Below are 19,551 nucleotides of genomic sequence, written 5' to 3' on the forward strand. Positions count from 1 at the left end.
ATTACTATCAAAATTATCAGCCACAACTGACACATTATTACCGTATTTCTTTTGAACCAGTTGGTTGACTGCTGTCTTCAGTGTTGCGGTTTTTAATGTTGATACTAACTGTTCCGGGCTGGTATAGACAAAGTCCACCGGGATCGTCGCAATCTTCTCGTGATTAGCATGGTTAGTTAACGTCAAATAGTTTGTATTATGGCGGCCAATAACATCAATGGCCACGTTACCGACCCAGTCGTTATCAACATAATGATCATTATTGAGTGAAAATAGCTGAGAGCCCTGGTCACTATAGACGACCATTGGCTGATTGCCATAGAAGCTTAGAATCGTAAAGGTCGTGCTTGTCGGCAGCGTCACACCCCGCATATCAATGACCGTTGGCTTTAGACCGTAAGCAAACATCCACCGCGTGTCAGTATCATGAGCGAGATTCCAGCCATGAATATCAATGGAAGTCATTCCCGTCCGACAAAATGCAGCATTCGCAGCAGTAACGTTAGCCACGTTCCACTGGTAGATATCGCCAAGCCCTGACAAACTATGGTCATCCATGAAGGCCATGATCATGTTCGTCAGCCGACCCGTCTGCCATTTCCCGAGATTACCTAATGATTGAAGATCTAACATCCGGTAAAACGCCGTCTGCATATCAGTCACCCGACTGACGTCCCAGTTTGCCAGGTCACCCAGCGTAGTAATCTTACTGCGGTGGGAAAAGGCCGATTCCAGGTTGGTAACATTGCCAACATTCCAGTGAGAGAGATCACCAACACTCGTTAAAGTTTGATTGTCGTTTTCACAGGCAAGAAACTGCTTTAACGATTGGACCTTCCCGGTATCCCACTTGCTAAGGTCCAACTGTTTCAGGCTAGTCGTTTCATGGAACATATTTTCCATATCTGTGACGTTGCCTGTTTTCCAGTTGGCCAACGTCCCAATATTGGTCAGGCCATAACAGTCGTTGAACATGTTTTTCATGTTGGTGACATTACCAGTTTGCCACTGGTCAAGGAAGCCAATATTCGTCAGTTTTCGACAATCGTTGAACATCCCCTGCATGTCAGTATCTTGAGCCATCCCCCAATTATCAAGGTTACCCAAGTTCGCTAAAACATAGCATCCTTCAAACATTTGCCGGGTGTTCTGCACACTGTCAAGCCGCCAAGCGCTCAGATCACCAATGTCCTGCAAAGAATTACAACCCCAGAACATTTCCACCATGCTGTTAACCTTCCGAACATCCCAATTTCCGAGGTTACCAACAGTAGTGAGCTGCGGCGACAGGGCAAACATATCAGCCATGTAAGTGACGTTACCTACTTGCCACTGGCTTAAATCACCAACACTGGTCAAGTTCAAACAATGCGAGAACATCGTTCCCATATTACCCACGTGGCTAGTATCCCAGTCGTCTAGACCGATAATTCTCTCACATTGTGACCACGCAAACATCTGTGACATTGACGTGACTCCGGAAACATCCAGGTTTGTCAGGTCCATTAACTTATACGAGACGCCATTAAAGGCATCGCCCCAGTCACCCTGAGCAAAGACCTTGCCATTGCCATTATGAGAAATCATAAATTCAGTAGCCTGATTGCCAAACTTGTCATGAATATCATGGCCGTTGTTACCAGTATTTCTGCGGAAATAGGCACCAAGATATACCTTTTGCCCAGCCGTAATGACGCCGGCTTGAGTAAAATCATATGAGTTAGGAACAATAATTTTGCCATTCTGCACGGTTCCATGAAACCCGTTTAGTAAAATCCCGTCATTTTGTCGCTGGTAATCCCAGTCACTAACGTTTACTGGATCACTAACGGTGGTCGGTTGTTGTTCGTTTGATACCGCAACTTTATTCGTCGTAACACCTGCCGGGCTATTTTGTGTTTCCGGCTGATTAACGCTAGTTGTCTCTGCCGGTTGCGACTGTGCCGTCGAATCGACTGACCGTTGTCCCAGTGCTACCCGTGATGATTGGATATCAGGAGTTTGTGCCCGGTCGGTATTTTCGGTACTGGCCGCGTTGTGAGCAGGTGTCAGCTGATCAGCATGGGCTTTGAGCCCGCCAATGCTGAGACCTACTAGGACCGAGCAAACACCAATATTTAGTTTACGGAGCGTATAACGTTTGATACAAGTCATCTCATGCTGTTGCTTTCCCCAATGATTATTCTTCGACAACATATCGATTACTCCTTTTAATCTTTTGATCAATATAAAATCATTATATAAACATCATTATTATGATAACACATAAACTTCAACAATGATTATAGCGGTTTCATTTTTGTTAAACTTCGCCTATTTCCCTAATATCATTAGCGGTTTTACTTATTTACTAAAATACATCAATCTAATTAGCACAAAAAACCAGGCCGAAACCTGGTTCTCTCTTCACAAACTTTGAATTAAAACTCTAGCCGAGCGGTGCTATTCATGACGACGAACCTTCCCCGCCAAACCTAAAGCCAACATTAAGGTAACACTCCCTAGTGCTGCTAAGGATCCGCCGCGGTGGTCACCTGTTTGTGGCAGCTTTTCATTTTGCCCATTGTTGGCATCCTTAGCTACCGCAGTGACATGACCACTAGTTTGTTGACTAGTAGTTGAACGATCACCATTGTCCTGTCCTTCCGGTACAGAAGTTGACGGCTTTTGGCCCTGCTGTTCCTTGTCAGTAGTCGGTGTTGTCGGTTGTCCATGTTCACCATGATCAGGTGTTGTCGCCGTTGCCTGCACCTTAACCACAAGCGGCTCATTTGTCTGGTTGAAGGTCAAGTCCTGACTAGCCGCCTGTCCTTCTGCTAACTGATAACCATCCGGCGCGGTAAAGTGCAGCGTTGTCGAGTCGCCAACATAGCCGTCTACCGTTTCGGACTTAAGGACAGTCCCATCAGCTGTTTCGTACTTAATATCAACACTAGCGCTCACGGGGATAGCGGTAACGTTGACAATTACTGGAGCATTTGTCCGGCTAAGGGCCAAGCTTTGACTAGTTGGCTGCCCTTCTGTTAACTGGTAGCCATTTGGCGCGGTAAAGTTCAGGGTTACTAAATCACCAACGTGGCCGTTGACCGTCTCAGTCTTAACTTGCCTGCCATCCGCCGTTTGGTAAATTACCTGTACGTCGGCAGCAATCTTCTTGACCTCGATTGCTACGGTCTTTTCTGCCGTGTTAACAACGTGATAGTCCATCGGCGTCTGATTGCTATCTGCCAATTCGTAGCCCACTGGCAACGTTAAGGTTACTGGGATCGTCCGTTGAGCAGCAAAAGTCGTCAACGCTGCCACTGAATTCTCATTTGCCTCCTGGAAAGTCAAACGCAAAACGTCGCCATAGTGACACGAAATTGGTTCAGCTTGACCGACCTGCTTCCCATCTGCATAGTAAACAATCTCAACAGTCTCTTGAGCGCGGTTGACGTGCAGAATAACTTGTTGGTTACCATCTGCAGTCAATGTATACGTAGTCGGCTGGTTAGCTGCTAGCTCGTAACCGGCTGGTGCTGCTGGCAGATCAACTATCTGACCATACTTGCCGCTGATCGTTTGAGGTTGGCCAACTTGGTTGCCATTCTCGTCCTGGAAGATCACCGTTGCAGTTTCTTGAGCATGGTTGACCTTCACCGTTACCTGCTGGTTTGGCTGATCAGTCAAAGTATAGGTGGCTGATTGACCATCCGCTAATTCATAACCCGCTGGCGCTGCCGGTAATTGAACTGCCTGGCCATAGTTACCACTAACCGTCTTGGTAGTAACGACATTGCCGTCCTCATCCTGGTAAATAACGTTGACGTTTTCCTGGGCCCTCTTGACGGGAACAATTAATTTTTGTCCGACTTGGTCCGTAAAGGTGTAAGTGGCTGCTGGCATTTGACCAGCTGCCACGTACCCCGTTGGCAAAGTAAATGATAGCTCAGTTGATACGCCGACACGGCCGTTAACTACCTGGTGGCTAATCACATTGGTTCCATCAACATACTGAACATCAACGCTGGCCGCCTTATGCTTCATTTTGATAACGATCGAGTCATTAGCGCCCGCCTTAGTAAAGGTGTAGTTCGTCGATGGTAGTGTGCTTACCAGGTCATAGTTGGCTGGACTGTCAAAGGTTAACGTTGTTGGCACACCAACCCGGCCATTAAAGGTTTGCTGTTTAACAACATGATTATCGTTATCAGTATCAACATATCGTACTTCCACACTAGCCGCCTTGTGCTGCAGCTTAACAACAATTGGGTTATTAGCTCCAGCATTCGCAAAGACGTAGTTAGTAGCCGGTAATTGGCTGACCAAGTCATAATCAGCTGGCACATTGAAATTCAAGGTTGTCGCTACGCCAACCCGACCATCAAAGGTCTTTTGTTGGACAACCTGATTATCGTTATCAGTGTCGACATATTGTACTTCTACACTGGCCGCCTTGTGCTGCAGTTTGATAATAATTGTCTGCCCATCCTGGGTATAAGAATAGTCAGTCGACGGCAATTGCCCCACTAAGTCGTAGCCATCCGGTACCTGGTATTTCAGGTGGGCAGGTTCACCAACATCCCCTGTAAAATGCTGGTCCTTAACTAGCTCATTATCCTTATCAGTATCAACATACTCAACGGTAATGGTGCCCGATAAGTGTTGAACCAGGACCGTGATTTTCTGTTGTGCCTGCGGTAATAAGGTGTAGTGAGACTGGTCATTGTGGACGAGCGCGTAGTTATCAGGCGCCGTAATGTCCAGCGTGTCGCCAACTTTTCCGTCTTTCACCACTGGCTGGCCAACTTGGTGTCCGTCAGCCGTTTGATAAGTAATGGTCAACTGGGCCTGGTTAGCTACCTGGACCTTAATTGCCGTTGGGTTAGTACTGTTGATATTAACGTCGGTCGTTAACAGCGCAGAGGTCATGTAGTAGCCAGTTGGCATCTTTTGGGCGATTTGATCATTTAACTTTGCCGCACTAATCGTCGCCTGATTATCGTTACCATCAAGGTGGCCAGTGATCCTCGTTTCACCAACCTGCTGGTTGCCATCAACATAGATAATTTGCTGAGTATACTCTGGTCCCTGTAAAGCCACCGTGTAGATGTTCCCCGGGCCCGTTACCAACGCGACCGGGTCATTGGCTGCTGACTGGTAATCATGCTTCAACGAGCCAGTACTGTCAAAATTACTCTCCGCAACTGTCTTGCCACTGTCACCCTCAACTGCGGTGACCATGGCGTTAATCTTTGCCTTCGTCGTCATGGCTTGCAGAGCCGCAATCAGGGCATCCTTACCATTGAAGACAAAGTTATCTAACTTAATAGTTTTGTTCAGCTTGCCATCGCTGGTCTTGATAGTAATTTGGTTAAGCGGATGGTTATGACCATTCAATGCTAAAATCGTCGGATCATCACTATAAACAATCAGTTGATGGCTCTGGGGAACGCTCCCATCGCGGTTTGGGCCAAAGGAGTTCATGTCAAAATGCGCCTGAGTCGGCATCTTGACACCCATCATGTTAACGAATGCTGGTGCCCAAATATATCCAATCCCAAGAGTATCACCGAAACCAAACATCTGATTGACATTCGTATCGTGCGACAGGTCCCAGCCACTGATATTAATACCAGCTAACTGGTTATTGCAGAACATTGCTTCGGTATTCGTCACGCTTGAAGTATTCCAGTGGCTAAAGTCCAAATGAATCTTTAACTGCTCACAACCAGCAAAAACTCTCGACATGTTCGTGACATGACTGACGTCCCAGTTAGCCATGCTATCCACCGACGTCAGTGCCTGGTCCATCGTGAACATTCCACTCATGTTAGTCAGACTATGGGTATCCCAGTTGGCAAGCCCCTTCACTTCTTTCAGGTTCCAAACAATCGCAAACAGCTGGGACATATTAGTGACGTGGCTAACGTCAAGATTGCCAACATCAATTAACTGGTAAGGAGTCCCAGTAAAAGCACCACTCCAATCAGTACCCTTTGCAATCACCTTGCCATTACCGTTATGACTGATAATAAACTGTGTTCCGTGTAACTGTTGCGGCAGTGTCTTTTCAAGATAAACCTTCTGCCCCGCCTGAATCACTCCGGCCTTGGTAAAGTCGTAGGAATTAGGAACAATGTACTGACCGTTTTGTGCGGTCCCGTTGTACCCATTGAGAAGGATCCCATCACTTTGTTGCGTGTACTTCCAGGCACTAACGTTCACTTGGTCCTGGTCAGTGACGTGAGCGTTTGCTGCTAATTCCGTCATCCGTGCAGCTGGCTGTTGTTGCTTGACCTCTGATATTGGAGACGGCTCAGCGTGGTCCCGGGCATTAACCGGGGTGGTCGCTGTTGAATTGCCGGCTGATGATAAGGCTACCTGCTTTGCTGACTGGAGCTGTGAAGTGGCCGAAGAAGTTGCCTGTTCCCCGTCGGTGGGCTGGGACGATTGTTTATTAGCTGCAACCTGGTCGGCATGAGCATTCAATCCCATAAAACTTAAACCAGCAATGACTGAGCAAACACCGACACTTAATTTACGTAGTGTAAACCGGTTCGGGTTACTCGTTAATTGCCGCTCTTGTTCAGATAGGTTCTTTTTTGATAACACAAATAATCCTTCTTCCTACAAAACGATGGCGATTAACATAAAAATATTAAAGGAAACTGTTTACACTATTAATGCTAAACTGATAAATCTAATTGTCAATTTTTATTTGCAATCAATATTAGCGCTTTCATATTCTTAAAAAGCAAAACTGCCAATCTGTAGTTTTTGCTCCAGACTGACAGTTCTTATTATTAATTACTGTTCACTATCTTGAATTTTGTTGACCCCGTCAACGAAGTCCTTTTCAGCCCGCATAAAGTCAGCCGACTCGGTGATGGCGTCGTCCGGAATTTCATCCAGGTTTGCCACCACTTCCAGGTGCTGTTTCAAGTCGCGGAACTTCATTGGCGCATCGCCGCCGTATTCACCATCGAGGTTAATCATCAGGCGGTCTTCGTTATCCAATGGCGTGATCTGTACTTCTGCGGCCTTGGCATAAAGAATTCGCGGATCATCAAGGTGCTTGCCCTGCAAGGCTTTCGCCATCAACTGCATAATCCCGGCAAGCTTGCTTTCCTTGACAATGATCATCGTAAACTTACCATCGTCCAGGGCTGCATCCGGTACTAGCTGCTCGAAGCCGCCGACCGAGTTGGTCAAAGCAAGAAAGATCGTCGATGCCGTCCCCTTAAAGACCTGGTCGTCATACTTGATTTCCATCGGCACTGGCTTGATCCGTGGCAACAGTTCCGCCCCCCGGACCAGGTAAGCCAGGTAGCCAAAAAGTGACTTCATATCAGAAGGAACATCGTAAGTCAATTCCGTCAGCGTCCCACCAGCAGCAATGTTCATAAAGTAATTGCTACCAGCTTGACCAATGTCGATCTTGAATTTCTTGTTTTTCCGCAGGATTAGCCGCGCCGCCGCAATCGGATCGTCACGTGGGATTTTCAGCGCCCGCGCGTAATCATTGGTCGTTCCCGCCGGAATAATCGCCATCGTTGGCCGGTGTTTGAGCGGTGCTAAGCCATTAACCACTTCGTTGAGCGTTCCGTCACCACCAGCGGCGACCACCAGGTCAAAACCGTCTTTCGCTGCCCGTTCCGCCTCGTTTTTAGCTGAATTAGGCGCCGGCGTCGTCGCAAAAGCACTCGTTTCATAACCGGCCTGCTCGTAGATATTCAAGATATCAACCAGGTGGCTGCGCAGCGCTTCTCGCCCCGCAGTCGGGTTATAGATAATTCGCGCTCGTTTCCGCATTGACGTTCCCTCCAATGACTAGCGTGCGTTTAATGACTTCATCAGTAACTTGTTAGCAACACCCGGGTTAGCCTTGCCATGGGTTGCCTTCATTACTTGGCCCATCAGGAAGCCGACAGCCCGCTTCTTCCCGTTCTTGAAGTCTTCGATTGATTGTTGGTTGTTATCTAAGACATCATCAACAATCGGCTGGATCTGGGCCGGGTCAGACAGCTGGATCAGGCCCTTTTCCTTGGCGTAAGCTGCTGGTTCCTGACCATCCAGGATACCAACAAAGACCTTCTTGGCCATCTTCGTTGAAATTGTCCCGTTATCGATCAGCTTCAGCATCCCCGCCAGGTTAGCCGGCGTCAGCTTGGTGTCCGGCAGGTCAACATGGTTGTCGTTCAGGTAGGAGTTAACGTCGTTCATCAGGTAGTTAGCCACCCGCTTAGCGTCGGCCCCGTCCTTGACAGTTTCTTCAAAGAAATCTGACATTTCCTTGGTCTGGGTCAGCACCTTAGCGTCGTAGTTGGTCAAGCCAAGGTCGTCGACGTAGTGCTTGCGCCGTTCACCCGGCATTTCTGGCATCTGGCCGTTGATTTCGTCAATCCAGTCCTGGCTGACGTCCAACGGTGGGATATCTGGTTCTGGGAAGTAACGGTAGTCATCCGCTCCTTCCTTGGACCGCATCGAAGCCGTTTCCCCAGTGGCTTCAACGAACCGCCGTGTTTCCTGGGCAATCTGGCCACCGCTCATTAATACCTGCTGGTGACGCTTGATTTCGTACTCTAGCGTCCGCTTAACAAAGTTAAAGGAGTTCAGGTTCTTGATTTCCGACCGGACCCCCAGCTGGTCAGAGCCGTACGGGCGCACGGAAATGTTGACGTCACAACGCATGGAACCTTCTTCCATCTTCACGTCAGAAATCCCAGTAAACTGGATCCGTTGACGCAGTGCTTCCAGGTAAGCCACCGCTTCTTCCGGTGATGACAATTCTGGCTTGGAAACAATTTCAATCAATGGCGTCCCCTGCCGGTTCAAGTCGACGTAGGAGAAACCATTTGGGCTGTGGGTGTTCTTCCCGGCATCTTCTTCGATGTGGAGTTCTTCAATCCCCACCTTCTTCTTTTTGCCGTCAACCTCGATTTCAATCCAGCCGTCGTGGCCAATCGGTGTGTCCTTCTGGGTAATCTGGTAAGACTTCGGGTTATCCGGGTAGAAGTAGTTCTTCCGGTCGAAGTGCATGTGCTTGCGAACATGGCCGTGCAGTGCCAGCGTTGCCATAATCCCGTCTCTGACGACCCCCTTGTTCAGGATTGGTAGCGTCCCGGGGTAGGCCCAGTCAATAACGTTGGTGTTACTGTTTGGTTCGTCACCATATTCAACGGCCGACGGACTGTAGATTTTGGCGTTGGTCTTAAGTTCCACGTGGACTTCCAGACCAATGGTTGTTTCAAAATTCATTAGTTCTGGCCTCCTAACTGTGGGTGCTGCTTGTGGTAATCAGTGTTTTGTTCAAAGACGTAACCAGCGTTAAACATCGTCTGTTCATCAAACGGTTTCCCAATCAACTGCATCCCAAACGGCAATCCCTTACTGAAGCCAGCTGGCACGGACATTGATGGCAGGCCCGCCATGTTGGCCGGAACAGACAGGATGTCGTTCATGTACATCTGGGTTGGGTCCTGCGTTTCTGAACCGAGCTTGAAGGCCACATCAGTTCCCATCGGTGCCATGATCAAGTCGTAGTTCTTAAAGACGTCCACGAAGTCGTTGGCCATCAGGCGGCGAACCTTTGCCGCCTGCATGAAGTAGGCATCGTAAGAACCGGCCGACAGGGCAAAGGTTCCCAGCATGATCCGGCGCTTAACTTCCGGCCCGAAACCTTCGGACCGCGTCTTGACATACACATCATTGATGTTCTTAGCGTCAGCTGCCCGGAAGCCGTAGCGGATCCCATCGTAGCGGCCAAGGTTAGACGATGCTTCGGCCGTTGCCAGGATGTAGTAAACCGGAATCCCGTCTTCGGTGTGCGGCAGTGATACTTCGTCCACTGTTGCGCCGAGTGATTCGTAGAGCTTAGCGGCATCTTCAATTCCCTTGCGAACCGCCGGTGAGATAGCGTCGGTCATATATTCCTTTGGCAGGCCGATCCGCATTCCCTTGACACTGGTATTGTCGTTTAATCCAGCAGCAAAGTCAGGTACTTCACGATCTGATGAGGTCATATCGTGTTCGTCATGACCACTGATCACTGAGGTCAGGTAGGCGTTGTCCTTGACGTTCTGAGTCAGCCAGCCAACCTGGTCAAAACTCGAACCGAAGGCCACAATCCCATAACGGGAAACCCGGCCATAAGTTGGCTTTGAACCAACAACACCGTTCAAGCTCCCCGGCATCCGGACAGAACCACCCGTGTCAGTGCCGAGGGCCCCAAGTACTTCACCAGCACCAACAGCGGCACCAGAACCACCAGAAGAACCACCAGGAACGTAGTCGGTGTTCCACGGGTTATGAGTAGGCCCGAAGGCAGAGTTTTCGGTTGATGAACCCATCGCAAATTCATCAAGGTTGGTCTTCCCGACGTTGATAAACCGCTGTTCCTTCAGCTTGCTAATAACAGTGGCATCATAAACTGGCTTAAAGTGCTCCAGCATCTTGGAAGCAGCCGTCGTAGTGATCCCGTCAGTCAGGATGTTGTCCTTGACAGCAAGCGGAATACCGGCCAGCAGCTGGTCTTCCTTAATCCCTTCTTCGTCCACCTTTTCGGCAGCGGCGAGCGCTTCAGCTTCGTTAATCCGGAGAAAAGCGTGCAGCTGCTCTTCGTGGTCCTTAATGTTGTCGATGGCAGCCTGGGTTAATTCCTTGGCGCTCACCTTTTTGTTTACCAGGTCTTCGTGAACCTGCTCAAGGTCTTGATCAAAAAAGTTCATTATTCGCCGTCCCCGCTTTCGTCGATAATTGCTGGTACCTTGATGAGTCCAGCTGCGGCATCCGGTGCATTGTCCAGCATCCGGCGAATCTGCCGCGCAGATGCGTGCTCAGCCTTGTCTTCTCTCATCACGTTTACCAAGTCGGTTGGTGTCACCATCGGCGCCACGCCCGTGGTGTCTACCTTTGACAACTGGTCGAATAGCTCCATGATGTCATCGAGCTTTTTGGTAAACGCTGGTAATTCCTGATCGCTGAATTCAAGTTTAGCAAGTGCTGCGACGTGCTTAACCTCTTCTTCATTGATTTGGTCTGCCATTGATTCATCCCTCTTCCGTTAAAAATTCATACGCTTCATATTTTAGCACATAACGGCGCCGCGGTCTGGTCTGTGGCTACCCTTTCACCAAAAAAGGCCCGGCAAAATACCGCGCCCCAATTCTTCTTACTAGTAAGATGTCAAAACGTGGGTCTGGAATTTATCAGAACCGGCGTTTCTAAACACAATTGCCTGCATTTCGGAATCAGACTGAATCCGAATATCAATCGGGATCCCGTTTGGCAAGTACTTCTTGGCTGCCTGAGCAATGTAGTCAGTAAAGCTTTGAATTTCGGTTTCACTGTAGAACTGCGTGGTCACGGTGATGTGCATCCCCGCCAGACTGTCATTCTTGTACTGTGCCTGGGCAGTGACCCCACTGATATTCGGGAAGAAACTCTGGATCTGGCTCTTGAAGTTGGAGAAGTTGTTGTCGTCACTTTCGTTCTCCTTATTCGTCGAGTTGGCACCGCTGGCCTTCGGCATCACGGTCGTCTTGTAGTTCAAATCCTTCCAGTCACCCAGTGAACTGTTGCTGCTCTTCTCGTAGGCAAAGAAGCTACCGCCGACCAGGCTATCGTCAGGTGCCTGCTTGTAGAGGGCAATTACGATTGGAATGTTCTGGCAGCCCTTCTTCTGACGGACCTGTTTCAGGACCTTGGCAGCCGCAATTTCACCCTGGCGCTTAACCTCAGCATCGCTGATCTTCTTGGTGTACTGGGGACCATCCTTCTTCTTTTGGTAATTGTATTCCGAGTTAACCCCGATCCCAATGGTCATCCCCTTGAGCTTCAAGGAACCGCCGCTTTGTTGAACAAAGTCTTGTTCTTCCAGCTGCTGAATAAATTCCGGGTTGGGATCGCTGGACTTGCCCTTTTTCGGGTTCAGCCCTTCCGGGTTCTTAGCCGACTTGCGGGCCAGCAAGTGCTGGACTTCCGTGGTGTCTAAATACTGACCTTCCTGGAAAATATAGTTCTTCGGCGAAAAACTCTTCTTCGAAACTTCCGTCAACCCGGTCTCAAAGCTCTTCAGGTTGTACTGGTTAGTGTTTTGCGTGACGTTCACACCGCGCGCCTTGCTAACTTTGTAGTGACCGTGTTCGATCACTCCTTGGTAATTTCTGCCAGCTGACCCAGTCGTCGTGTAGTTGCTATTGCTAGTACTCTTCTTGTGAAATCCACAAGCTGATAATGACAGCGCGCAGACCATCGTAATGACTGCCACTGCTGCTTTCTTCCACTTCACGATTATTGTTCCTCCTTCATTGCCTGGGCGAAGCGTTTTTCGTCCCAGACGGCGATGCCGAGGTCGTTGGCCCGCGCCAACTTACTCCCCGCCTTGTCACCGGCAATGACTAAATCTGTTTTCTTTGAAACGCTGCTAGTAACGTTGGCCCCGTGGTTTTCTAGCCACTGCTTTGCCTCACCACGAGTCATTCCCACCAGTTTGCCGGTCAGAACCACCCGCCGGCCATTCCACGGACTATCGGTGGCTTCATCAGCGGCTGCTGGCTGGTCGTAAGTCATGTTGACACCCACGTTTTTCAACTCATCAACCAGGCGCTTGACCTGGTCGTTAGCAAAGTAGGTGGCCACGCTTTCGCCGATTGTTGGTCCAATATTGTCAACGTTGGCAATCTCTTCCTGGCTCGCGGCCATTAAGTTGTCCATCGACTTGAAGCGGGCCGCCAGCAACTGGCCCGCTTTAGCGCCAACATGGCGGATCCCCAAGCCGAATAATAAGCGTTCCAATGAATTATGACGACTATTATCAATTGCTGTCAACAGGTTGGCCGCCGATTTTTGGCCAAATTTATCTAAAGTTAATAATTGGTCGGCCGTCAGCTGGTACAGGTCAGCATAATCGTGGACTAACTGCTTTTCCCACAGTTGGTTGATGATCTTCGGCCCGAGACCATCAATATTCATCGCGTTCCGGGAGGCAAAATGGGCTAACCCTTCTTTCAACTGGGCCGGACACATCGGGTTGATGCACCGGAGGGCCACCTCATCATCCAAGTGAACGAGGTCGGAACCGCAGACCGGACACTGGGTGGGAATTTGATAAGGCTGACTGTCTGCTGGCCGCTTTTTCAAATCGACCCGGGAGATTTCGGGAATAATATCTCCCGCCTTGTGGAGGTAAACAGTATCGCCTAGCCGGATATCCTTCGCTTGCAAGTAGTCCGGGTTGTGCAACGAGGCGCGGCTGACCGTCGTCCCCGCTAATTGAACGGGATCCATTACCGCTGTCGGGGTAACGTTCCCGGTCCGCCCCACCGTCCACACGATGTCTTTGACCACCGTTGCTTCTTCTTCTGGCGGGAATTTGTAGGCAATTTCCCAGCGTGGCACCTTGACCGTTGCTCCCAGTTCGTCCTGGGTAGCCAGGTCGTTAACCTTTTCGACGATCCCATCGATTCCATATGGTAGCTGGTCACGTTGTGCCGTGTATTCGTCAATGTAATCACGAATTTCCGCGGCCGAATGAACCACCCGGTTGGTATGGTTGACAACAAAACCCAGTTCGCGCATCCGGTCCAAGGCCTCCGCCTGGGTGGTTACGCCTAGTTTCTGCCATTCTGGAACGTAGTACATAAAGGCTGCTAACTGCCGGTGCCCCGTTACCCGCGGATCCAGCTGACGAAGGCTTCCGGCCGCAGCGTTCCGCGGGTTGGCAAAGACCGGTTGGCCTGCCTCTTCGCGTTGAGCATTGAGCTGGGCAAAGGCCTTCTTCGGCATATAACATTCACCACGAAACTCTAGTGACAACGGTTCGTTAAGCTGCTGCGGAATTTCCTTGATCGTTTTGACGTTAGCGGTCACATCCTCGCCGATGACCCCGTTACCCCGGGTCGACGCTTGCACTAGCTTGCCGTTTTCGTAGACTACCGACAGGGACAACCCGTCAATCTTCAATTCGAGGTTGTATTCAAAGGGTTGCTTACTGCCGTCATCGGCCTGCTGACGAGTATTGAAGTCTAACAGTTCATCAAGTGAGAAGACGTCGCCCATCGAAAGCATCGGAATCTCGTGCGGAACCTTTGGTAAGTCGGTTGTCACCTGGCCACCAACCCGTTGCGTCGGCGAATCGGCCGTCTTCAGTTGCGGGAAACGCGCTTCTAGTTCAACCAGTCGTTCATATTGCCGGTCATACACGTAATCCGGCACCGTCGGCTTATCTTGCTCGTAGTATTCCTTGCCCCACTGGGTCAGTTGTTCTCGCAACGGTCCAATGACCGCTTGTGCTTCTGCTAGTGTCAGCTGGTCGACTGCTTTTTCTCCTGCCATCTTCGGCCCTCCTTACTTTTCAACCTTTTCAATTGGCGCAAAGGCAGCTAGCAGGCGTTTCTTACCGTTGGCGCCGAGCCCTGGGAAGAAGATATCTAATTCCATATCCTTACCGGTCCCATGAACTGCCAAGACACTACCGGCACCCCACTTGCGATGGGTTACCTTATCGCCAACTTGCCAGCCAACTTTATCGGCCCCACTACCAGTATTTTCGTGCTTAACGGAGTGGTGAACGCCGTGTTTCTGGTGCAACTCCCGCCACGTCTGTTTGGTAGCCAGCCGTTGACTAAACGGCACGTTTTTCAGCGTTGCCGCTGGTGAGTCAGAATGGATCAGCCGGTCGTTAATTTCATCAACGAACATCGACGGGGCGTTATGCTGTGGCCGTCCGTATAACATCCGTGATAAGGCGTTAGTGAGGTAGAGCTTGCGTTTGGCCCGGGTAATCCCAACATAGGCCAGCCGCCGCTCTTCTTCCAGTTGTTCCGGATCGTCCATTGACCGGGACAGCGGGAAGAGGCCGCTTTCCATCCCCACCATGAAGACCACCGGAAATTCCAGCCCTTTGGCAGCGTGGATCGTCATCATGGTGACGGCTGGTTCACTCTCGTCAACATCGTCCTGGTCAGAGACCAGGGCGAGGTCGGCCAGGAAGTTGGTCAACAAGTCGCTGTGGTCAGTATCATCATCTTCGTGATCCTGGTCGAATTGTTTGGTCACCGTCAGAAACTCGTCCAGGTTATCGAGCCGCGACTGTGATTCTAACGACTTGCTCTTTTTCAGTGCTTGTAGGTAGCCACTATCTTCAAGGAGCTGGTTGGTCAGCTCAGTAACGCTCAGTTCATTCATTTGCCGACGAGCATTATTAATCACCGTCGCAAACTCACTTAAATGGCGCTTAGCGCTGGTAGTAATCTCGTTTGCTAAGTCCAGGTGGTCCAGCGCCCTTAACAACGACCAGTGGTGGTCAGCCGCAAAGGTTCGCAAGCGGTCAATTGTCTTCAAGCCAATTCCTCGCTTGGGCGTGTTGACCACTCGCTGGAAGCTGAGGGAGTCATCCGGGTTAGCTACCAGGGTCAGGTAAGCTAAAATATCACGGATTTCTAGGCGGTCGTAGAACTTATGACCACCAACCATCAGGTAAGGAACATTACTCTTGACGAAGGTTTCTTCAATCGTCCGCGACTGCGCGTTCGTCCGGTATAAAACGGCAAAGTCATTATAGTGAAGACCGTGTTCGGCCATTTGCTTGCGGATTTGTTCCACCACGTATTGAGCTTCGTCATTACCGCTTTGCGCCCGGTAATAGGAAATCAGTTCACCCTTACCGTTGTCGGTCCACAGGTTCTTTTTCTTCCGGTCGGTATTGTTGACGATGACTTCGTTGGCGGCATCCAAAATCGTTTGGGTTGACCGGTAATTCTGCTCAAGCAAGACAACGTGGGCGTTGGGGTAATCCCGTTCAAAGTTGCGGATATTTTCAATATTTGCTCCCCGCCAGCCATAAATTGACTGGTCAGCATCCCCGACGACGCAAAGGTTATGTTCCGGCGTGTCCGCCAACATGTGGACCAGCTGGTACTGAGCATCATTAGTGTCCTGGTATTCATCAACGTGAATGTAGCAGAACTTGCGCTGGTAAAATTCCAGCGTATCGGTATCCTTGCTAAATAACTCGATCGTTTTCATGATCAAGTCATCAAAGTCGAGCGCCTGGTTAGCCGTCAGCTGTTGCTGGTATTGGGTGTAGACCTTGGCAACTACCTTGTCAAAAAAGCCCTGCGCCTGCTTAGCATACTCACTCGGCGTCTGCATGGCGTTCTTGGCGTTAGAAATGGCGGACAGAATATTGCGTGGCTCAAACTGCTTCGTATCCAGGTTAAGGTCGCCACAAATCTGCTTGACCAGTGTCCGCTGCTCACCGCTATCCGCGATAGTAAAGGCCCGGTTAAACCCCAGCTTATCAATATCGCGACGCAAGATCCGCACGCAAAGGGCGTGGAAAGTTGATACCCAAATATCACGGGCCCTTTCTCCTAACAGCTTGCCGACCCGTTCGCGCATTTCGGCAGCGGCCTTATTGGTAAAAGTAATGGCCAAAATATTCCACGGGTTGACCCCTTTTTCTTCGATCAGGTAGGCCACCCGGTGAGTCAGTACCCGGGTCTTGCCAGAACCGGCGCCGGCCAGGACCAGGAGTGGCCCCTCGGTGGTTTGAACAGCTTCGGCCTGCTTGTCATTAAGTCCCTTAATCAACGCATCGCTACTCACGTTCTTCAACCCCTCTTAAAATTCAGTCGCTCTCAATTATAACAAATAATGATGAAATGAGCGCGGACCACGCCGCCGCTTTTGACAATAAAAAAAACACCGTGGCACGTCGCCATGGTGTATCTTGCTTAATTGTTAGCTGGCGGTTTCGGTTGACCATCCTCGCCATCGTCGTGGTCGCTGGACAAGTCTAACAGTGGATCACCAGTGAGGGTGTCACCACCCGCTTCACTCGGTAATTCGTTAGTCCACACCTCGGTGTCATCAACCTGATTTTGCAGCTTATCCGCTGACTCCAATCCCGTCACCCACACAAAGCCGGCGAGGGCTAGCGGGTCTGTAACCCGTTTATCATTGAAGAAGAACTGGAACTGCCAGTTATCCTTGAGCAGCCACTGGCGGTAAACCGCCTCGCGCTGTGCTTGGCGCACCACCATCATCAGCCCCGGCTGGGTAATTGCTGGTTGACGCAACGGCCGGCCCACCACTGCCCGGAGAAACTGTTCTTCCTGGCTGATCGTAGCCGTGTTATCAAAGACATTCCCAATGACCGACAGTGCTGGCTGAACTCCCTTGACATAAAGGTTGCCATTACCCGTAGCGTAGAAATTAACGGTAAAGACACCACGATACTGCAGGTTTTGCGCAACATTATTAGTGATGCGCTTCATTTCACTCATCATGTCATCTGGAACAGCAGCCGGAGTTTTCACTTCCACTAACTTGCGGTGCTCATCTAAGACCAGCTCTGTCAGCGGGAAAAGCTTGGTGTCTTGGCCGTTCGTTGCTGCCACCATCGTATATTCATTGGTGTGGTCAATCCACGACTCCAACAGGTACGTCCCGGTGTCGATAAAATCAGCAGCCCGTGAAATGTCTGTTTGCCGTTCAATCCGCATTGACTTTTCGCCCAGTCCCCGTTGAATAGGCTTAAGTAATGCTGGATAACCGATCGCATCAATCGACTGGTAAACGTCATCCAGGCTAATAACTGTGACGTATGGGGCAACATTGACGTTCAGTTGGTCGAGAAAAGCCCGCTCCATCAGCCGGTCCTGACAGATTTCCAGGGCATTAGCGCCCTGAGGGACACTCGTAAACTTCGCTAGGTACTCTAAGACGACCGCATCGACGGTTGCCGTCGGGTAAAGGATCACGTCACACGACATCGCAAATTCCTTGAGACTATCCTTGGCCCGGTAGTTGGCCACCATTGTCAGGTCAGCAGCACGAGTAATCTCTGGCATGGCGTGGTCAACGTAGACCGCCACCCGATAACCAGCATGTTTGATTGCCGCAATCAGTTCACTACCGTTGTGTCCCAGGCCGATGAGCCCAATTGTTTTTCCCGGATAAAGCGGTTCGTTTGCCATTGTTATCAATCCTCCACAAAACTAACTTGCCCGTCAGCCAGCGACTTAATCTTCGCCAGCGATTCCACGCGCAACCCTTGTTCACGTAATTTCTTACCACCAGGCTGGAAACTCTTTTCAATTACTATCCCCACGCCGACAACGTGTACTCCCGCCTGCTGAGCAATTTCCAACATTCCGTTGACTGCCTGGCCGTTAGCCATAAAGTCATCAATCAGCAAAACGTGTTCCCCAGGGGTGACGTATTTCTTGGAAATCGAAATATTATTGGTCGTTTGCTTAGTGTAAGAGTAAGCTTTCGCGGTGTACATATCATGCTTGAGCGTCAAACTCTGGTGTTTCCGGGCAAAAATCATTGGGACGCCAAGGGCCAAAGACGTCATTAAAGCTGGCGCAATCCCGGATGATTCGACCGTCCACACGTGGTCAATTTGTTCGCCCGCAAACCGTTTGGCGAATTCCTCACCAACGTGTTTCATCAACTGGGGATCTACCTGGTGATTCAAGAAGGCATCGACCTTCAAGACATCATGTGGTAAAACGGTCCCGTATTGTTTGATTTGATCAATTAATTCTTGCATGGTTTGCTCCTTTACTTGTCGTATTGGTCAAGGTGGTAAGTCTGGATAACGCTAATTAACTTTTTTGCGTAGTCAGGGTCCGTTGCGTAACCAGCCTGCTGGAGGCCCCTGGCTGCCTGCTTGTAATCCTTCGCCTGGGTGACCTGCGAATAGTTCTGCTTGTTAGTATCAGTCCCGGTCAGCATCAGCTGGGTATGGTCCTTGATCGATGCATCCCAAGAATCGTAGACCTTAAAGCGGCCCTTAATCACGATCCACTTGCCATCGACGTACTCCTTCGTCGACATTTCCTTGGAGTTGGGGCCTGTCCCCTTGATACCGAAAAGGTTGTGGTATTGTGAAGCCAGCTGACTGCTACCCCAGTCAGATTCCAAAATTGCCTGGGCAATGGTAATCGACGACAAAACGTGGTAACGGTTCTGCATTGCCTGGGCTTCCGGGGCAACCTGCTTAATGAACAGTTTGCGTGCGTTATTGCGCTTTTCAATAATTTGCTGTTGTTGGTAACGCTGGTAGAGATGATGACCAACGTAGACCCCCACGAAGACAAGCAAAACCACGACAATTAAGGCGGCCAACCTGCTACCCATCTGTTTCTTTTTGCGACTGCTGCGTTTGCGTTTTCTTGCCACGCGCCAGTGCCTCCTTCAATTTATGCTTATTAGGTTTATTTTACCGCAATTATTAAGGACGAAACAAGCATCCGTCTTTTCGCAACAATAAAAACCGTGGTGGCTGGCCACGGTCATTATTCGCCCTACTTGTCCTCCAGCTCACTGACCAGTTTGCCGCCCTTTGCCAAGCGGTTATGGGCTAACTCAGTCAGGACAATGTTGACTCGTTCTTCAGGCACATTGGCGTCCCGCGCAACATCACGAGTAACGTCTTCAACAATCTTCTTCAGCTGTTCTTCGCTCCGCCCTGCCAGCAGTTCAATGTGGATTAATGGCATTGCAATCACTCCTTTAAAGTCGTTAACAATGGTTGCAGTGATTATAGCATACTCC

At 50.0% G+C, this 19,551-nt stretch carries 13 protein-coding genes; all 13 read right to left on the reverse strand.

Annotated elements, in window-relative coordinates; translation table 11 throughout:
• The coding region (locus Q0E49_RS03580) for a BspA family leucine-rich repeat surface protein (RefSeq protein WP_295746590.1) at positions 1-2,196 on the reverse strand (2,196 nt) is incomplete at its 3' end.
• A gap of 246 nt (positions 2,197-2,442) precedes the next feature.
• A complete protein-coding gene (locus Q0E49_RS03585) occupies positions 2,443-6,594 on the reverse strand; it encodes a BspA family leucine-rich repeat surface protein (protein WP_295746591.1) in 4,152 nt (1,383 codons plus the stop codon).
• A gap of 195 nt (positions 6,595-6,789) precedes the next feature.
• Entirely contained in the window at positions 6,790-7,794 is a 1,005-nt protein-coding gene (locus tag Q0E49_RS03590) for a diacylglycerol kinase (RefSeq protein WP_295746592.1), read from the reverse strand.
• Between the two features lie 18 nt (positions 7,795-7,812).
• Entirely contained in the window at positions 7,813-9,240 is a 1,428-nt protein-coding gene (gene gatB, locus Q0E49_RS03595; RefSeq protein WP_295746593.1) for an Asp-tRNA(Asn)/Glu-tRNA(Gln) amidotransferase subunit GatB, read from the reverse strand.
• Positions 9,240-10,709 (reverse strand): Asp-tRNA(Asn)/Glu-tRNA(Gln) amidotransferase subunit GatA, encoded by a 1,470-nt coding sequence (gene gatA, locus Q0E49_RS03600; RefSeq protein WP_295746594.1) that lies wholly within the window; start codon positions 10,707-10,709, stop codon positions 9,240-9,242. The genes gatB and gatA overlap by 1 nt, the downstream gene beginning before the upstream one ends.
• Positions 10,709-11,026, reverse strand: coding sequence for an Asp-tRNA(Asn)/Glu-tRNA(Gln) amidotransferase subunit GatC (gene gatC, locus Q0E49_RS03605; protein WP_295746595.1), 318 nt, complete (start codon positions 11,024-11,026; stop codon positions 10,709-10,711). Before gatC ends, gatA begins: the two co-directional genes overlap by 1 nt.
• Before the next feature lie 129 nt (positions 11,027-11,155).
• Complete coding sequence (locus Q0E49_RS03610; RefSeq protein WP_295746616.1) at positions 11,156-12,277, reverse strand: CamS family sex pheromone protein; 1,122 nt, start codon at positions 12,275-12,277, stop codon at positions 11,156-11,158.
• Complete coding sequence (gene ligA / locus Q0E49_RS03615; protein ID WP_295746596.1) at positions 12,274-14,316, reverse strand: NAD-dependent DNA ligase LigA; 2,043 nt, start codon at positions 14,314-14,316, stop codon at positions 12,274-12,276. Before ligA ends, Q0E49_RS03610 begins: the two co-directional genes overlap by 4 nt.
• Before the next feature lie 12 nt (positions 14,317-14,328).
• A complete protein-coding gene (gene pcrA / locus Q0E49_RS03620; protein WP_295746597.1) occupies positions 14,329-16,590 on the reverse strand; it encodes a DNA helicase PcrA in 2,262 nt (753 codons plus the stop codon).
• A gap of 128 nt (positions 16,591-16,718) precedes the next feature.
• Positions 16,719-17,963, reverse strand: coding sequence for an ATP-grasp domain-containing protein (locus Q0E49_RS03625; RefSeq protein ID WP_295746598.1), 1,245 nt, complete (start codon positions 17,961-17,963; stop codon positions 16,719-16,721).
• A gap of 5 nt (positions 17,964-17,968) precedes the next feature.
• Positions 17,969-18,544: a xanthine phosphoribosyltransferase gene (locus Q0E49_RS03630; protein ID WP_295746599.1), complete on the reverse strand. Its 576-nt coding sequence runs from the start codon at positions 18,542-18,544 to the stop codon at positions 17,969-17,971.
• An 11-nt stretch (positions 18,545-18,555) separates the two neighbouring features.
• Positions 18,556-19,134, reverse strand: coding sequence for a glycoside hydrolase family 73 protein (locus Q0E49_RS03635; protein ID WP_295746617.1), 579 nt, complete (start codon positions 19,132-19,134; stop codon positions 18,556-18,558).
• A 167-nt stretch (positions 19,135-19,301) separates the two neighbouring features.
• Positions 19,302-19,496, reverse strand: a complete 195-nt coding sequence (locus Q0E49_RS03640) for a 2-hydroxymuconate tautomerase (RefSeq protein ID WP_295746600.1) — start codon at positions 19,494-19,496, stop codon at positions 19,302-19,304.
• Positions 19,497-19,551: the final 55 nt, after the last annotated feature.

The sequence above is a fragment of the uncultured Limosilactobacillus sp. genome (assembly GCF_934202235.1).
Taxonomy (GTDB): Bacteria; Bacillota; Bacilli; order Lactobacillales; family Lactobacillaceae; genus Limosilactobacillus.

Bases quoted from the DNA above. Each gene is read 5' to 3' on its own strand.
- Q0E49_RS03590 (WP_295746592.1), bottom strand. From the start codon at position 7,794: ATGCGGAAACGAGCGCGAATTATCTATAACCCGACTGCGGGGCGAGAA.
- gatB (WP_295746593.1), bottom strand. From the start codon at position 9,240: ATGAATTTTGAAACAACCATTGGTCTGGAAGTCCACGTGGAACTTAAG.
- gatA (WP_295746594.1), bottom strand. From the start codon at position 10,709: ATGAACTTTTTTGATCAAGACCTTGAGCAGGTTCACGAAGACCTGGTA.
- gatC (WP_295746595.1), bottom strand. From the start codon at position 11,026: ATGGCAGACCAAATCAATGAAGAAGAGGTTAAGCACGTCGCAGCACTT.
- ligA (WP_295746596.1), bottom strand. From the start codon at position 14,316: ATGGCAGGAGAAAAAGCAGTCGACCAGCTGACACTAGCAGAAGCACAA.
- Q0E49_RS03625 (WP_295746598.1), bottom strand. From the start codon at position 17,963: ATGGCAAACGAACCGCTTTATCCGGGAAAAACAATTGGGCTCATCGGC.
- Q0E49_RS03630 (WP_295746599.1), bottom strand. From the start codon at position 18,544: ATGCAAGAATTAATTGATCAAATCAAACAATACGGGACCGTTTTACCA.
- Q0E49_RS03635 (WP_295746617.1), bottom strand. From the start codon at position 19,134: ATGGGTAGCAGGTTGGCCGCCTTAATTGTCGTGGTTTTGCTTGTCTTC.
- Q0E49_RS03640 (WP_295746600.1), bottom strand. From the start codon at position 19,496: ATGCCATTAATCCACATTGAACTGCTGGCAGGGCGGAGCGAAGAACAG.